The following is a 17277-nucleotide window of genomic DNA, read 5'->3' as shown; positions in this document are numbered from 1 at the left end:
ATTATGGTGATGATTACCGAACAAATATTGCTGTCTTTGAAGAATCCTATGCTTGCCCATCATAAAGCCTATGGTCAGGAGTTGTTACCCGGTCTTGCATATATTGATCTCTTATTCCAGATTTTCAGAAAACGCGGATATGCTTTTAATGAACTGGAACTTTGTAATCTGTCTATTCATCATCCGATGACCCTGGAGGGCGTAGAGAGTATACAGCTGCAGTTTGTATGTACCCCTGATAACGACCACCAATGGCAGGTAAAAGTAGAAGCAGTGCCTGTAGCACAGCAACCTGCAAAAACCTATGTGACCGCGTTGATGAAGCGGGTGGCCCCCATTGTTTTTAATGAAACAATGGATGTCGCTGTTATGAAAAAACAGGCCGCCGCCGTGGTGGATATAGAAGAAATTTATGCCCGGTCCAGAAGCCAGGAATTGATACATACCGGATTGATGAAGGCAGATGGATACATTTACAAGACAGCAGATTTTGTTTGTGTGGATTTATCTGTTCCCCGGGAGGCATTGCCTTCGGCAGATAGTTTTATGTTTCATCCGACGCTGATAGACGCGAGTGGCGTAGGAAGCGCTGAGCTGATGGCTGCTTTGGTAGAAGAAGAACAACGACTGTTTTTGCCATTGTTTTACGAATCTTTCCGCGCTGCTGATCTCTTTAATAAAACCTGTATTACCCGTGTACAAAAATCTTCTATCCGGAAGAAAAATGAGTTGTTGTACATGACCATGGAATTTTTTGATCAGGCAGGAAAGAAGATCGGAGAGCTCCGGAATTTTACCAATAAACTGGTGCGCGGCGCTGCCCTGATCAACCGGGGCCGGAAAGAAAATCCTACCCCGGCTGCTGCCGGAAGAAAAGTGGTGGCACCCGCTGTAACGGTAACGGCTACGGCTACTGCAGAAAAGGGATACGCCGCCAGTGAAGCATTGATTACACAATTCATAGCAGCACGCTTAAAAACCGATCCGGATGATATTGCCACCGATATCGGTTATTATGAAATGGGGCTGGATTCTCCCGGTCTGCTGGAAATTGTGAGATTGATTGAGAAGGAAAAACAGATCACCCTGGCGCCGACCTTATTGTTTGAATATACAACTGTACAGGAGTTGGCTACTTATCTGGCTACGCAGTATCCGGATAAATTTGAAGGAACCGTATCGGCGGCATCATCCGCCGGAACGGTTACTGCGTCCGGCAGTGCAGGTGAGAAAGGATATGCTGCCAGTGAAGCGTTGATTACACAATTCATAGCAGCGCGCTTAAAAACGGATCCGGATGATATTGCCACCGATATCGGTTATTATGAAATGGGGCTGGATTCTCCCGGTCTGCTGGAGATTGTGAGACTGATTGAGAAAGAAAAACAGATTACCCTGGCGCCTACTTTATTGTTTGAATATACTACGGTACAAGAGCTGGCCGCCTATCTGGCTACGCAGTATCCGGATAAATTTGAAGGAACTGTATCGGCAGTATCGCCGGTAGCAACAGTAGCAGCACCAGCGGTTCCTGCAGCAACTGCGCGTCAGGCAGATGGCGATATGGAGATCGCCGTGATTGGCCTCTCCGGACGTTATCCGGGCGCTGATAATATAGCTGCATTCTGGCAGAATCTTGTAGATGGTAAAGATTGTATCACCGAAGTGCCGGCGGAAAGATGGGACTGGCAACAGTTTGCACAGATCAGTTCTCCTTCCGGTAAAAAGATTTCCCGCTGGGGTGGGTTTATTAATCATGCAGATTGTTTTGATCCGCAGTTCTTCCGCATTTCTCCCCGGGAAGCAGAAATCATGGACCCGCAGGAAAGGGTATTTCTGGAAGTATGCTGGGAAGCATTGGAAGATGCGGGATATACACCGGATACGCTGGTGGCGCAACGCGGCATGGATAAAAGACAGGCCGTAGGCGTATTTGTAGGCGTGATGCACAAAGACTATACCCTGATCGCAGCAGAAGCAGTAGCAAAAGGCCTGGTATTTCCGTTATCCCTGAATTATGCGCCTATTGCCAACCGGGTATCTTATTTCTGTAATTTCCATGGCCCCAGTATCGCGGTAGATACCGTATGTTCTTCTTCCTTAACGGGTTTGCATCTGGCCATCGAAAGTATCCGCCGGGGAGAGTGTGAAGCGGCATTGGCGGGTGGAGTGAACCTGTCATTACATCCGAATAAATACCTGACCTATGGTATTGCAGATATGCATTCCAGTGATGGTTACTGTCATACATTCGGGAAAGATGGTGATGGCTATGTATCCGGCGAAGGGGTAGGCGCCGTGTTATTAAAGCCGCTGCATAAAGCCGTACAGGATAAAGACCATATCTACGCCGTGATTAAAGGAAGTACCATCAACCACGTAGGTACAGGCAGCGGTATTATGGTGCCTAGTCCGGTGGCGCAGGCAGATATGATCACCCAGTGCATGGAAAAAACAGGTATACATCCCCGCACCATCAGTTATGTGGAGGCACATGGTACCGGTACTTCTTTGGGTGACCCGATAGAAATACAAGGACTGGTGAAGAGCTATGGACAGTACACACAGGATAAACAATATTGTGCCATCGGATCGGTAAAATCCAATATCGGACATGCCGAATCTGCAGCTGGTATCAGTGGCTTAAGCAAAGTTATATTGCAGCTGTACCATAAAACATTGGTACCTTCCCTACACTCAGCGGAAGTGAATCCGCATCTGCAACTGACCCAGTCGCCTTTCTATATTCAGCAGGATACCAGGCCCTGGGAAAGGCCTACCATCCTGGAACAGGGACAGGCAGTGACCTACCCGCGGCGGGCCAGCGTAAGTTCATTCGGCGCTACCGGTTCCAACGCCTATGTTATCCTGGAAGAATATATACCTGCTGCAACGGCAGAACAGCCGGCATTATCCCGGGAAACGCCATACCTGATTCCGCTGTCGGCTAAAACAAAGGAACAGGTACGCGTATATGCGGAACAGTTATTGGCCTTCCTCCGCGGGCAACAGGCCGCAGATACCGAAGTAACCGATAGCACTGCAGACCTGCTGATAACGCAGCTGAGCCAGGTAATCGATCAGCAGTTGTCTGCTATCATTGCTGTGCCGGAGAATGCGATTGAGCCTGATCAGGAGTGGACAGAATATGGTGTTGAGACCATACACCTGACAAAATTAAAAGAACAATTACAACAGCTGCTGGGAGCGGAGATGAGCCAGGTATCACTGAGCCCTGCCACCACAACGATTGCGCTGGCACAGCAACTGATACAGCTGGAACGCTCCCGTATCACTGCTTTCCTGCAGGGTGCCACTACCGATAACGTGCGTACGCCAGTGGCAATCCATACACCACAGTCAGCAGTTCATATCCGGGATGTCGCCTATACGCTGCAGGCAGGAAGAGAAGCGATGGAAGAGCGGCTGCTCCTGATTACAGACAGTATCCCGGCACTGATTGTTCAACTGCAGTCATTCCTGGCCGGAAAGGAACAACCCGGACAATGTTTTGCGGGTCGTATTAAAAAAGCAAAAGAACTCAGCAAATATATCGGCACCGCAGAGAAGCCTGCTGCAGTGACGCAACGGTTTATACAGGAGCAACAGTGGGAGCAGCTGGCTACTTTATGGATGTATGGGGCAGCCGTGAACTGGAACAGTTTGTATCCCGCTGTACAACCGGCGCGGATTAGTCTGCCTACCTATCCGTTTGTAAGAGAACGATACTGGATACCGGAAGTAGAACAGATGAATGATGCGATACGTATACCACAGCAGGTATTACAACAGTATTTGCATCCTTTACTGCATACCAATACTTCTACCTTCACAACCCAACGTTATACCGCACATTATACCGGCGCAGAATTTTTCTTCCGCGATCATATGGTTCAGGGGCAACCGGTATTACCGGGTACTGCCTACCTCGAACTGGCGCATGCAGCAATGGCAGCGTCACTGGATGAGGCTTCCGGTAAGGATGTTATCTGCACGCTGCAACATGTGGCCTGGATACAACCTTATGTTTTAAATAGTGAGCACCCGGCACCGCTGCACATTACCTTGTTGCCCGCCACAGCAGGATGGGTGAACTTTGAAGTATACAGCGATGCTGCTACGGGTAAGCTGGTGCATTGCCAGGGTGCCGCTAAATGGCAGCAGGTGGCGGCAGCTCCAGTGTTGGATGTAGCGGGTATCCGGTCGGGCAGTATTGAAATATTGCATGCAACAGCATTGTATGGATTGTTTGAACAGATGGGTATTCAGTATGGCGCTGCACATCGTGGTGTACAGCGGGTATACAAAAAGGAGGGTGCACTGCTGGGAGAGTTGTCACTGCCGGTGGTGGATGCTGGGTATGTACTACATCCCGGTCTCGCCGATGCAGGATTACAGGCCGCTATAGGGCTGGTATCTGCTGATGGTACCGGGCAGACAGCCCGTAGCCCGTTGCTGCCTTTCTCGGTAGATCAGGTACAGATTTATGGCGCTACCGGGCCGGCTATGTGGACGTATATCCGTTTCAGTGATACCGCAGTAGCAGGTATGCAGAAACTGGATATTACCTGGTGCGACGATAACGGAAACATATGTACGATATTAAAAGGCTTCACGAGCCGGGCGGCTGACCGGCCATCCCGCAGTGAAGGTATCTTACAGTTACAGCCGGTATGGGTACCGCAGCCGGCGGTAGCTACTGGTGCAGACAGTGGCCGGCTGGTGGTGTATTGCGGCGATACCGCTGCCGGAGAACAGTTGCGTATACAACTGGGAGGCATCTCTTTTCTGCCATTACCAGTTGCCGCTACAGACCTGGCTGCCAATTTTACCCACCATGTTTTTACCCTCTTTGAAAAGATTCAATCTTTTATATCCGGTACACAAAAATCAGCGGTCCTCATTCAGCTGGTTACCGGAACAACAGGTATCAACCGGATATACGGTGCGTTGGCCGGATTGCTGAAAACGGCCCAGCAGGAGTCGCCACATATCAGGTGGCAGTTATTGGAAGTACCGGCAACGCTGCCGGCGGCAGCGGTGGCCGCTGTTATTGAAACAAACCGTTATGCGGTGAACCAGTATATCCGTTATGCTGCTGATGAAAGAATGGTGTTGCGCTGGGAAGAGCAGCCGGGTACACCGGTGGCACAGCTGCCCTGGAAAGAAAACGGCGTATATCTGATTACCGGCGGCGCCGGTGGACTAGGCCGTATTTTCGCACAAACTATTCTGGCACAGGCGCCTGGCGCCCGGGTAATACTGGTAGGGCGTTCAGCGGTTCCTGCAGCCAGCCTGCGGGAAATTGGCGACGAAGGCCGGTTGATATACAAACAGAAGGATATCAGTCAACGGGATGCGGTAGCGGAACTGTTCCGCGAAATACGGGCCACGCATGGGCAACTGCAGGGCATTCTGCATAGCGCCGGCGTGATCCGCGATAATTTCCTGATCCGTAAAACAACCGCAGAAATCACGGCGGTATTATCTGCGAAGGTAGCAGGTACCGTATACCTGGATGAATATAGCCGCGACTTTACCCTGGATCATTTTATCCTGTTCTCCTCCGTTGCAGGTGCACTGGGTAATGCAGGGCAGGGAGACTATGCAGTCGCTAATGCTTTCCTGGACCAATATGCCAGCTATCGTAATGAACTGGTGGCACGCGGAGAACGGACCGGTCGCAGCATCAGCCTGAACTGGCCTTTGTGGCAGTCGGGTGGTATGCACGTAGATGCGGCAACAGCACAGCTGATGCAGGATAACATTGGTATGTATCCGTTGCAAACGGCACAGGGAATACAATCGTTTTATGAGATGTGGGGCAGCGGTCAGCAACAGCTGCTGGTAATGGCCGGCGATACGGTAAAACTGCGGCGCCTGTGGCAGCAGGTAAATCCGGAAACGGCGGTAGTAGCGCCTGCGATCGTTGAAACAACCACGGATATATCACAGGAGATAACACCGGAGAAAGCAGCAGGCTATTTTAAGAAATTATTATCGGGCGTACTAAAACTGCCTGCACATAAAATTGAAGCAGATACTGCATTTGAACAATTTGGTATCGATTCGGTAATGGTCATTCAGCTGACCAATGAGCTGGAAAAAGTATTCGGCACTTTATCTAAAACATTGCTGTTTGAATACCAGACCGTCGAGGATTTAACCGGCTATTTTGTAGCTGGTTATCCGGAGAAGATGCGGGCCTTGCTGGGCGTGCATACACCGCCGGCAGTACTGCCGGCAGCCACTGCTGCACCGGTAACGCCTTTGCCTGCTTATGCCAACAGACTGACCGCACAACAGCAACCGGTTGCTGCGCCACAGGAAGATGGAGAGCCGGCGATTGCCATTATCGGATTGGCCGGGAAATATCCGCAGGCAGATAATATCATCGAATTCTGGCAGCATTTGAAATCAGGTAAAGACTGTATCACGGAAGTGCCACGGGAAAGATGGGATCACAGTCAGTTTTATGATGCCGATAAAACGAAGCCGGGAAAAACGTATAGCAAGTGGGGTGGATTTATTAACGGAGTAGATGAATTTGATCCGCTGTTCTTCAATATTTCCCCCAGGGAGGCAGAGATCATGGACCCGCAGGAAAGACTTTTCCTGCAATGTGCCATCGCTACCCTGGAAGATGCCGGCTATACGCGTGAGTTGCTGAGTCAGTACAAGGCGAATGGAATGGAAGGAAATGTGGGCGTTTTTGCCGGCGTGATGTACACGGAGTATCAGCTGTATGGTGCGCAGGAAACCGCGTTGGGTCGGCCGTTGGCGATTCCGGGTAATCCTTCTTCCATTGCCAACCGGGTATCTTACTATTGTAATTTTCATGGGCCGAGCATGGCAGTAGATACCATGTGTTCCTCTTCACTAACCGCTATCCATCTGGCTTGTCAGAGTATCCAGCGGGGCGATTGTGAACTGGCGCTGGCAGGTGGTGTAAATGTGTCGGTGCATCCGAATAAATACCTGATGCTGGGACAAGGACGCTTCGTTTCCAGTAAAGGTCGTTGTGAGAGTTTCGGCGAAGGTGGAGATGGATATGTGCCGGGCGAAGGAGTAGGAGCTGTGTTGTTAAAACCACTGCACAAAGCGATTGCGGATGGTGATCATATTTATGGGGTGATCAGAAGCAGTGTGGTGAACCATGGTGGCAAAACAAATGGTTATTCCGTACCTAATCCGCAGGCACAGGCGAATGTGATCAAACGTGCCTTCCGGAAGTCGGGTATAGACCCTGCCACCATCAGTTATATAGAAGCGCATGGTACAGGTACTTCATTGGGAGATCCGATAGAAATTACCGGCCTGAAAAAAGCATTTGAAACGTTTACAGCAGAGCGGGAATTCTGTGCGATTGGTTCTGCTAAATCCAATATCGGCCATTGCGAGAGTGCGGCGGGTATTGCGGGATTAACAAAGATCCTGCTGCAAATGCAGCATCAGCAGCTGGTACCGTCTTTACATTCCGCACAGCTGAATGTACATATCGACTTCCGGAATAGTCCCTTTGTTGTACAACAGCATTTATCGGCATGGCAACGACCGGTGCGGGAAAAAAATGGTATCCGGGAAGAGGTGCCATTACGTGCAGGCCTGTCTTCTTTTGGAGCGGGTGGGTCCAATGCGCACCTGGTGATTGAGGAATACCAGGTGCCGGCAGCTGTGGCTGCAGCGGCGGGGGCTCCCTGTATGCTGGTATTCTCTGCTCGGACAACGGAGCAACTGAAAGCAGTAATACAGCAATTTATAACATACCTGCAGGCAGCACCTGCAGCGCCATTCGCACATATTGCCTACACGTTGCAAACAGGCCGGGAAGGAATGGAGGAAAGAATGGGCATACTGGCAACAGATGCGGCGGCGGCGATAGATCAGCTGACCGCTTATCTGGCAGGCGGTAGTACGGGATATGAACTTTACCAGGGAAATATCACCCTGCATAAAGGTAGTCTGTCGTTGCTGATGGATGAAGATTTTCAGCAGGCAGTGGCTAATTGCATCAGGAAAGGAAAATATGATCGTTTGCTGGAGTTATGGGTAAAAGGATACAACATTGATTGGGCACAGCTTTATCCGGTTGCTGACAGGAAGAAAGTAAGTCTGCCGACCTATCCTTTTGCGAGAGAGCGTTACTGGGCGGTAGCCACACAACAGCCGGCCACCGTGACGCCTGTTGCACAAACCTATCTGCATCCTTTATTGCATACCAATACTTCTACGTTTATAGCACAGCGTTATACGGCGCATTATACAGGAACAGAATTTTTCTTCCGCGATCATATTGTGCAGGGACAACCGGTGTTGCCAGGTACCGCTTACCTGGAACTGGCACGTGCTGCCATGCAGGCGTCATCGGAGGAAATAGCTCCCGGCACGGCCATCTGCGTGCTGAAACACGTGGTGTGGATACAACCTTATATTTTCAATCATGAACACCCGGCGCCACTGCATATTACATTGACGCCGACCGCTGATAGCGAGGTGGCTTTTGAGATATACAGTGATACGGCTACCGGCAGGTTGCTGCATTGCCAGGGTGCGGCGGAATGGCAACAGGTAGCAGCTCCTCCTGTGCTGGATGTTGCTGCTATCCGCTTGAACAGTGATGAAATACTGAATGGGCCTGCTTTGTATGAATGGTTCGGACAAATAGGTATTCAGTATGGTGCTGCTCACCGCGGCGTACAAGGGATCTGCAAAAATGGAACAGCGGTACTGGGACAGCTGGCATTGCCGGCGATGGATGCCGGTTATGTGTTGCATCCCGGTCTTGCAGATGCAGGATTACAGGCCGCTATAGGGCTGGTATTCGCTGACAGAGAAGGGCAGGCTGCCACCCGTGGCCCGTTGCTGCCTTTCTCCGTGGATGAGGTACAGATTTATGGTGCTACGCAACCGGCTATGTGGACGTATATCCGTTCGCGTGATACCGCGACGGCCGGGCTGCAAAAACTCGATATTACCTGGTGCGATGATAACGGCAACGTATGTGCGGTATTAAAAGGTTTTACCAGCCGGAGCGCTGATCTGCAGGCCGGCAGTACCCGCGTATTGCAGTTACAGCCGGTATGGGTGCCGCAGCCGGCCGGATTGGCCGGTACAGATACGCACCGGCTGGTGGTATACTGTGGCAGTACCACCGACGGAGAGCAGTTGCGTACACAGCTGCCAGGGGTATCTTTCCTGCAGCTTTCCATCAATGCAACGGATGTTGCCGTGGACTTCAACAATCATGTCTTTACGTTATTCAACACGGTGCAGCCCTTCCTGTCCGGTGCACAGCAATCAACTATCCTTATTCAGCTGGTAGCCGGTGCAACAGGGGTTAACCGTATATACGGCGCATTGGCCGGACTGCTTAAAACGGCGCAACAGGAGGCGCCGCATATCAGCTGGCAGCTGCTGGAATTACCGGCAACGCTGCCGGTGGCAGCTGTAGCCGCTGCTATTGAAACAAACCGTTATGCCCTCAATCAGCATATCCGTTATGAGAAGGAAGAAAGAAAGGTGTTATGCTGGGAAGAGTGGACGCATACACCTGTGAGGGAACTACCCTGGAAAGAAAACGGCGTGTATCTGATCACGGGTGGTGCGGGCGGCTTGGGCCGTATTTTCGCACAAACCATCCTGGAACAGGCGCCTGGCGCCCGGGTAATACTGGTAGGGCGTTCGGCAGTTTCTACGGCCAGTCTGCGGGAGATCGGCAGTGAAGACCGGCTGGTGTACAAACAGGCCGATATCAGTCAGCGTGACGCGGTGGCAACCTTGTTCCGCGAGATACGGGCCACGTATGGGCAGCTACATGGCGTGCTGCATAGCGCGGGCGTAATCCGCGACAATTTCCTGATCCGTAAAACAGCCGCAGAAATAACGGCGGTGCTATCCGCGAAAGTGGCGGGTACGGTATACCTGGATGAATATAGCCGCGACTTTACCCTGGATCATTTCATCCTGTTTTCTTCCGTCGCCGGTGCACTGGGCAATGCAGGACAAGGAGATTATGCCGTGGCCAATGCATTCCTGGACCAATATGCCAGCTATCGTAATGAACTGGTGGCACGTGGCGAGCGAACCGGTCGTAGCATCAGCCTGAACTGGCCTTTGTGGGAATCCGGTGGCATGCACGTAGATGCCGCAACAGCACAGCTGATGCAGGATAATATTGGTATGTATCCACTGCAAACAGCGGAAGGTATACAAGCCTTTTATGACATGTGGGGCAGCGGGCAGGCGCAGCTGCTGGTAATGGCCGGCGATACCGCAAAACTGCGACGCCTGTGGCAGCAGATCAATCCGGCAACGGCGATCGTTGAAGACATCGTAGCAGCAGTGCCGGTTGTCACAAATACGGAACTGTCTCAGGAAGTATTATCGGAAAAGGCAACGGCCTACTTCAAAAAACTATTATCGGGTGTATTAAAACTCCCTGCACATAAGATTGATGACCATAAGGCATTTGAACAGTTCGGGGTAGACTCTGTGATGGTGATTCAGCTGACCAATGAACTGGAAAAAACATTTGGCGCCTTATCCAAAACGTTATTGTTCGAATACCAGACGATCGATAAACTGACGAAATACTTTATCAGTCAGTATGCAGCACCACTGGCTGCAGCCGTGGGTGTAAAACAGACGGTGGTAAATGTGCCGGCAGCATTGCCGCAACCGGTGGCTGCTGCACCACTTAAATTACAGGAAGCGCGTTTCCGGACAAAACCGGCAGCAATACCAGCGGCGGAAGCAGTCGCAAAAGCGCCGGAAAAAACAGTGCCGGCAGATATTGCCATCATCGCCATGGCAGGGCAGTATCCGCAGGCAGATAACCTGACCGCATTCTGGAATAACCTGCAGGCAGGTAAAGACTGTATTACAGAAGTGCCGGAAACACGTTGGAACCACGCATTGTACTATGATGCTGATAGAACAAAACAAGGAAAAGCCTATAGTAAATGGGGTGGATTTATCAACGGGGTGGAAGTATTTGATCCGCTGTTTTTTAATATTTCACCGCGGGAAGCCATGCTGATAGATCCGCAGGAACGCTTGTTTATGCAGCAGGTGTGGACGTTGCTGGAGTCAGGTGGTTATACCAGAAGCCGTTTACAGCAGCAACACCAGGGACGTGTAGGCGTGTATGTGGGTACCATGTACAAGCAATACAATACAGCGGTTCCTGGCAGCGTAGAAGATGCCGTATTGTCGTTGAGCTCTTACAACTCCATTGCCAACCGCGTATCTTATTACTTTAATCTGCAGGGGCCAAGTCTGGCTATTGATACAGCATGTTCCTCTTCTTTGATTGCCATTCATATGGCCTGTGAAAGTTTGTTGAAGGCGGAATGTGAAGTAGCGATTGCGGGTGGTGTTAATTTATCGCTCGATCCGCGGAAGTATGTCGGGTTAAGTCAGTTACAGCTGATTGGCAGTAGTGCCGACTCCCGCAGCTTTGCCGCCGGCGACGGCTATCTGCCGGCAGAAGCCATCGGCGCGGTATTACTGAAACCGCTGGAGAAGGCTCTCCGGGATGGCGACACGGTATTGGCCGTTATCAAATCTACCATGACAAATCACAACGGAAAATCCAACAGTTTTGCGGTACCTAACCTGCACGCACAAACGCAGCTGATGACCAGCAACTTTGTCCGGTCGGGTATAGAACCGGCTTCTATCAGCTGGGTAGAAGCTGCTGCCAATGGAAATCCGATAGGTGATGCCATTGAAATGAAAGCATTGAGTAATGTATTCCGGCAGTTTAAGGTGCCTGCACAGGGATGTCCGGTTGGTAGTGTGAAATCCCATATCGGACATGCAGAAGCTGCCTCCGGTATTTCACAGCTGACAAAGGTGGTGTTGCAGCTGCAGCATCAACAGCTGATACCGGTTGTTGCCAATGAATCGCGTAACAGTCAGATTGATTTACAGGATTCCCCGCTTTATATTCAGGAGCAACTTACCCGCTGGGAGCGCCCCGTGGTAGAAATAGCCGGTGTAAAACAGGAGTTCCCGCGGCGTGCTACCGTGAGTTCCTTTGGTGCCGGTGGCTCTAATGCACATATCATTCTGGAAGAATATACCGCACCGGTAACGCAGCCGGTGCAGCCGGATACCGCAACCAGTTACCTGATGGTATTTTCTGCTAAAAATGATAACAGACTCCAGGCCGTATTATCCAATATGCTGCAGTATTTGCAGGAGCATCCGGCGGTGGTACTGGCTGATCTGGCTTATACCTTACAGGCTGGCAGAGAAGCGATGGAGTGCCGGGTAGCCCTGGTAGTGGCTTCCCTGGAAGAACTGCAGACAGGGTTGGCAGGTGCTTTACTGGCTTTAACAGATAATACCGTGATAACGGGTGATATACCGCTCTTCCTGGGGAATGCGGAAGCGGCATTGGCAGGTGTCAGCAGTCTCCTGTCCGGCAAAACAGGTGAACAGTTTTGTCAGCATTTGCTGCAGGAACGTAACCTGGAAAAGCTGGCTATTTACTGGACGCAGTTTGCCGGTGAAGTAGACTGGCAGCAATTGTACCTGCCACATACCGTGCGTTTTATCAACTTGCCGGCTTATCCTTTTGAACAACGCCGTTGCTGGATAGAAAACAACCACGTACCGCCTGTGGTTATCCGGGAAACGGTTGCTGCGCCGGTGAATACCGCGAAGAAAACGATCGCGGCGGAAGGTAGCGCCGACAATATCCTGGTGGGCATTATCGCAGACATGTTACGCCTGCAGCCGGCAGAACTGAATACGAAGAAACCTTTGCAACACTATGGGCTGGATTCCATTCAGGTGATGGAGCTGTTCCAGAGAATAAAGAGTACTATCTATCCGGATCTGTCGCTGGAAGCCTTGCAGCAATGCAATACCACGGATGATATTATCCGCATATTGCCGGTACTGTCTGTGCAGCACGAAAATACAGCGCTGCTGCCGGAAGCCGCCGCAGATATGGTAGTGAAAACACACTGGCCGCAGTTTCCGGAGCTGTTTCATCTGAACGATAAAAAAGAAGGTAAACCGGTATTCTGGATACACGCAGCATTGGGAGGGGTACAATCCTACAAACCGCTGGCTGAAATGTCGGAGAGGCCTTTCTTCGGCATACAGGCAAGAGGATGGATGAGCAACCGGTTTCCGCTGGTAGGATTACAGGCAATGGCCACCTACTATGTACAGATCATTCAGACGGTACAGCCGGAAGGACCCTATGATATCGGGGGGTATTCTATGGGCGGTATACTGGCCTATGAAATTACCCGGCAGTTACAGGATCTCGGCCAAACGGTTGATTCTGTGACCATGCTGGATGCCATCTACCGGGAAGACCTGAAACGTGGCAAAGTAGACCGCAAAACGTCTATTCTGCAGGCGGTGAATTTGTCTTTGCTCACTAAAATAACACAGCAACCGGAGAAGTTTAAGGAAGTGCTGATCCATAGAGACGAGGTAGATATTGAACTGGAAGAAGAACCATTCCTGCAATCACTGATCACCATTGCGAAAACAAGAGGTCTGACCAGAACGGAAGAACAGCTGAAAACCCTGATTGCGCAAAATGTGAAGGTGCAGCAGGCGTATGAAATTGATAAGTATGTCGTACATCCGTTACCGTATCCTGCGGAAACGACCTGTTATTATTTCCGTAATAAAAGTGGATTGTTCTATGGTGACCTGGAGCCATTCTATAAAATCAAAGCAACGGAGTTTACACTGGATCATAAAAATTATTGGGAAGAGTGGGAAAAACAATTGCCCAATCTCTATATGATGGATGTGGATGCCTCCAATCATATGATGTTGCTGTCAGAAGAAAAAGTGTATCGTACCATCTTTGAATTCTGTCGTAACATCTACTCCCGGCAGGGAATGGATCCGGCATTTATGCCACAGTTTGTGGCAGACACGCTGCGGATACATGGGGAAAAAGATCTTTCATTGCTCACAGAATCAGTAGGTGTATGAGTCATAAAACCGTATTTATGTATGCCGGCCAGGGAAGCCAGTACTATCAGATGGGGCGTGCCCTGTATGAAAAGGAGGCTGTTTTCCGCCGGCATATGGATCAGTTGGATCAGTATCATCAGCAACTCACGGGTACTGCTTTATGTAATATTATTTATGATGAAAGTAAAAAGTCCACACAGCCTTTTGCTGTGACCCGCTTTACACATCCGGCCATTTTTATGGTGGAATATGCCCTGACCCAGACGTTGCTGCAACGCGGTATTGTACCGGATATTGTAGTCGGCGCCAGTATGGGTGAATTTGCCAGTGCCGTACAGGCAAACATCTTATCACCGGAAGCTGCACTGGAAATGGTGGTACAGCAGGCACGTCTGATTACAGATACCTGTGAGGAAGGAGAGATGATCGCCATTTTGGATACGCCTGACTTGTTCCCGGAATTACAACGGGTGCAACCGGGCATAAGTCTGGTGACCATCAATAACGATCATCATTTTGTGATAGCCGCTGATAAAGGCAGCAGTATTACGGTGCGTCAGTATCTGGGGAAAAGAGACATTACCTTTCAGCAACTGGCCGTAACACATGGCTTTCATGCAGCCGCCATTGCGCCGGCGGCTGCGGGATTCCGGTCGGCTGTAAAAAATGTAACGCTTCGCCAGCCAGCGGGCACCTTCGTATCGTCGGTTACCGGCACGGTCTGTAAAGGGCCATTACCGGCTGATTATTTCTGGCAGGCCGTCAGTACGCCTATCCTGTTTAATGAAGCGCTGACGCATATCCTGGCGGGTAACAGCGATGATACCTTTCACCTGATAGATGCAGGTCCTTCCGGAACACTGGCCAATATTGCGAAACGGCATCCGGCCATACAATCAAATACCACAGTAAGTGCCATCATCAATGTTTTTGGCAATGAAACCGCACACCTCAATAAGATAACACCTAAAAGTAACGTAACGATGCACACACAAAGCGCCAGTCTGCGCCAGAAAACTGCTTATTTATTCCCCGGACAGGGTTCTCAGAAAAAGGGTATGGGAGCAGAGTTGTTTGATGAGTTCCCCGATTTAACAGAGAAGGCCAGCAAAATACTGGGCTATTCTATTAAAACATTATGTCTGGAAAATGAAGATAATAACCTGGCGAAAACCCAGTATACCCAACCTGCATTGTATGTTGTCAACTGCCTGAGTTTTTTAAAACAACAGGCCCTGGATGGTATGGTGCCGGATTATCTGGCAGGACATAGTCTGGGTGAGTATTGTGCATTGTTTGCTGCGGGTGTGTTTGATTTTGAAACAGGATTACGGCTCGTCAAAAAGCGGGGCGAATTAATGGCGGGTATGAAAGGTGGAAAAATGGCTGCTGTAATTGGTTTGAAGGAAGAAGAAATCAGTGCGGTACTGACACGAGAAGGCTTGACTACCATTGATATTGCCAACCTGAATACGCCCCATCAGATTGTGATCTCCGGGCCGGAGCAGGATGTACTATCGGCACAGCCGTTTTTTGAAAAAGCGGGATGCAGTGCCTATGTATTGCTCAATGTAAGTGGTGCCTTTCATTCCCGGATGATGGCAGATTCCCGGGAAGCCTTTAAAGGGTTCCTGGCGCAATTCAATTTCGCGCCGGTAAAAATACCTGTTATATCCAATGTGTGGGCACGGCCTTATGATTCCGCTGCCATACAGCAACTATTAACTGACCAGATAACACATCCGGTAAAATGGACCACCTCGATCCGTTACCTGATGGGAAAACAGGTGGAGAATTTTGTGGAAATAGGGCCGGGTACTGTATTAAAAAACCTGTGTACCAAAATTATGAATGAAGCCACGCCATTGATCATCGCAGAGGAGCCGGCAGCACCGCCTGCACCGGTACCCGTGTCTGTTGCTGCGGTAGCACCAGCAGTGCCTGCACCAGCTGCATCGTTTACCTGGCCGGTGATGACTGCTGCGGATTTCGGCTGTGCTGAATTTAAAGCTGATTATAACTTAAAGTATGCCTACGTTTCAGGCGCCATGGTGCGGGGGATTGCTTCCCGGCAATTGGTGGTGAAGATGGGAAAGGCAGGATTGATGGGCTTTTTCGGTTCCGGCGGCGTGCCTTTGGCAGAAGTGGAACAGGCGATACAGTTTATTCAGCAGTCCCTGCAACCGCATCAGGCTTACGGCATCAATTTACTGCATGGGTCGCCGGAAAATGAAATGGTAGACCTGCTGTTGAAATATAAAGTGCGGAATGTGGAGGCAGCAGCCTATATGGAAATCACCCCGGCATTGGTCCGGTTCAGACTAAAAGGATTACGGCAGCTGCCCGATGGAAAGATAGAAACGGATAACCGGATTATGGCGAAGATCTCCCGGCCGGAGGTAGCCGCTAATTTCCTGAGCCCTGCGCCGGAGAAGATAGTACAGAAATTACTGGCTACCCACAGTATTACAGCAGCGGAAGCACAGTTGGCGCGGTACATCCCTATGGCCGACGATATTTGTGTGGAAGCAGATTCCGGCGGACATACGGATATGGGCGTTGCTTCGGCCCTGATTCCGGCCATCAGCCGGTTAAGGGATGAGCATATGCGACAGTATGCCTATAAAAAGAAAATCAGGATCGGCGCCGCAGGCGGCATTGGTACGCCGGAAGCAGCATTGGCTGGTTTTATGCTGGGAGCAGATTATATACTGACCGGATCTATTAACCAATGTACGGTTGAATCAGGGGCGAGTGAAGTGGTGAAGGATATGTTGCAGGATATCAATGTACAGGATACAGAATATGCGCCGGCAGGAGATATGTTTGAAATGGGCGCGAAGATCCAGGTATTGAAAAAAGGGGTTTTCTTCCCTGCCAGGGCCAATAAGCTCTATGACCTGTACCGGAATCACAATGCGATTGAAGAGATAGATGAAAAAACAAAAAATCAGTTGGAGACACGGTATTTTAAAAGAAGGTTTTCGGAAATTTATGAAGATGTGAAAAAGTACTTTGGACCGGAAGAAATCCTGCGGGCAGAAAATAATCCCAAACAGAAGATGGCATTTATTTTCAGATGGTATTTCGGCTATTCCTCTAACCTGGCTATAAAAGGGGAGGTAGATCACAAAACTGATTTTCAGGTACATTGCGGCCCGGCATTGGGCGCCTTTAATCAATGGGTGAAAGGCACTGCGCTGGAAAACTGGCGTAACAGACATATAGATGAAATCAGTGAAAAGATCATGACGGAAGCAGCCCAGTTGCTGAATGAACGTTGCCAGCGTTATTTCCGCGACAAATTATCCTGATTTGCTG

Annotated in this window: 2 protein-coding genes; both read left to right on the top strand. The window is 50.2% G+C overall.

Features of this window, described 5'->3' with window-relative positions; translation table 11 throughout:
* Nucleotides 1-9: 9 nt before the first annotated feature.
* Complete coding sequence (locus OL444_RS23440) at nt 10-13974, top strand: SDR family NAD(P)-dependent oxidoreductase (protein ID WP_264729407.1); 13965 nt, start codon at nt 10-12, stop codon at nt 13972-13974.
* Complete coding sequence (fabD, locus tag OL444_RS23435) at nt 13971-17270, top strand: ACP S-malonyltransferase (protein WP_264729408.1); 3300 nt, start codon at nt 13971-13973, stop codon at nt 17268-17270. Before OL444_RS23440 ends, fabD begins: the two co-directional genes overlap by 4 nt.
* Nucleotides 17271-17277: the final 7 nt, after the last annotated feature.

The organism is Chitinophaga nivalis, from assembly GCF_025989125.1.
GTDB lineage: Bacteria > Bacteroidota > Bacteroidia > Chitinophagales > Chitinophagaceae > Chitinophaga > Chitinophaga nivalis.
The sequence above is the reverse complement of the archived record's forward strand: the minus strand, read 5'-3'. Positions and strand labels throughout refer to the sequence as shown.

Bases quoted from the DNA above. Each gene is read 5' to 3' on its own strand.
- OL444_RS23440 (WP_264729407.1), top strand. From the start codon at position 10: ATGATTACCGAACAAATATTGCTGTCTTTGAAGAATCCTATGCTTGCC.
- fabD (WP_264729408.1), top strand. From the start codon at position 13,971: ATGAGTCATAAAACCGTATTTATGTATGCCGGCCAGGGAAGCCAGTAC.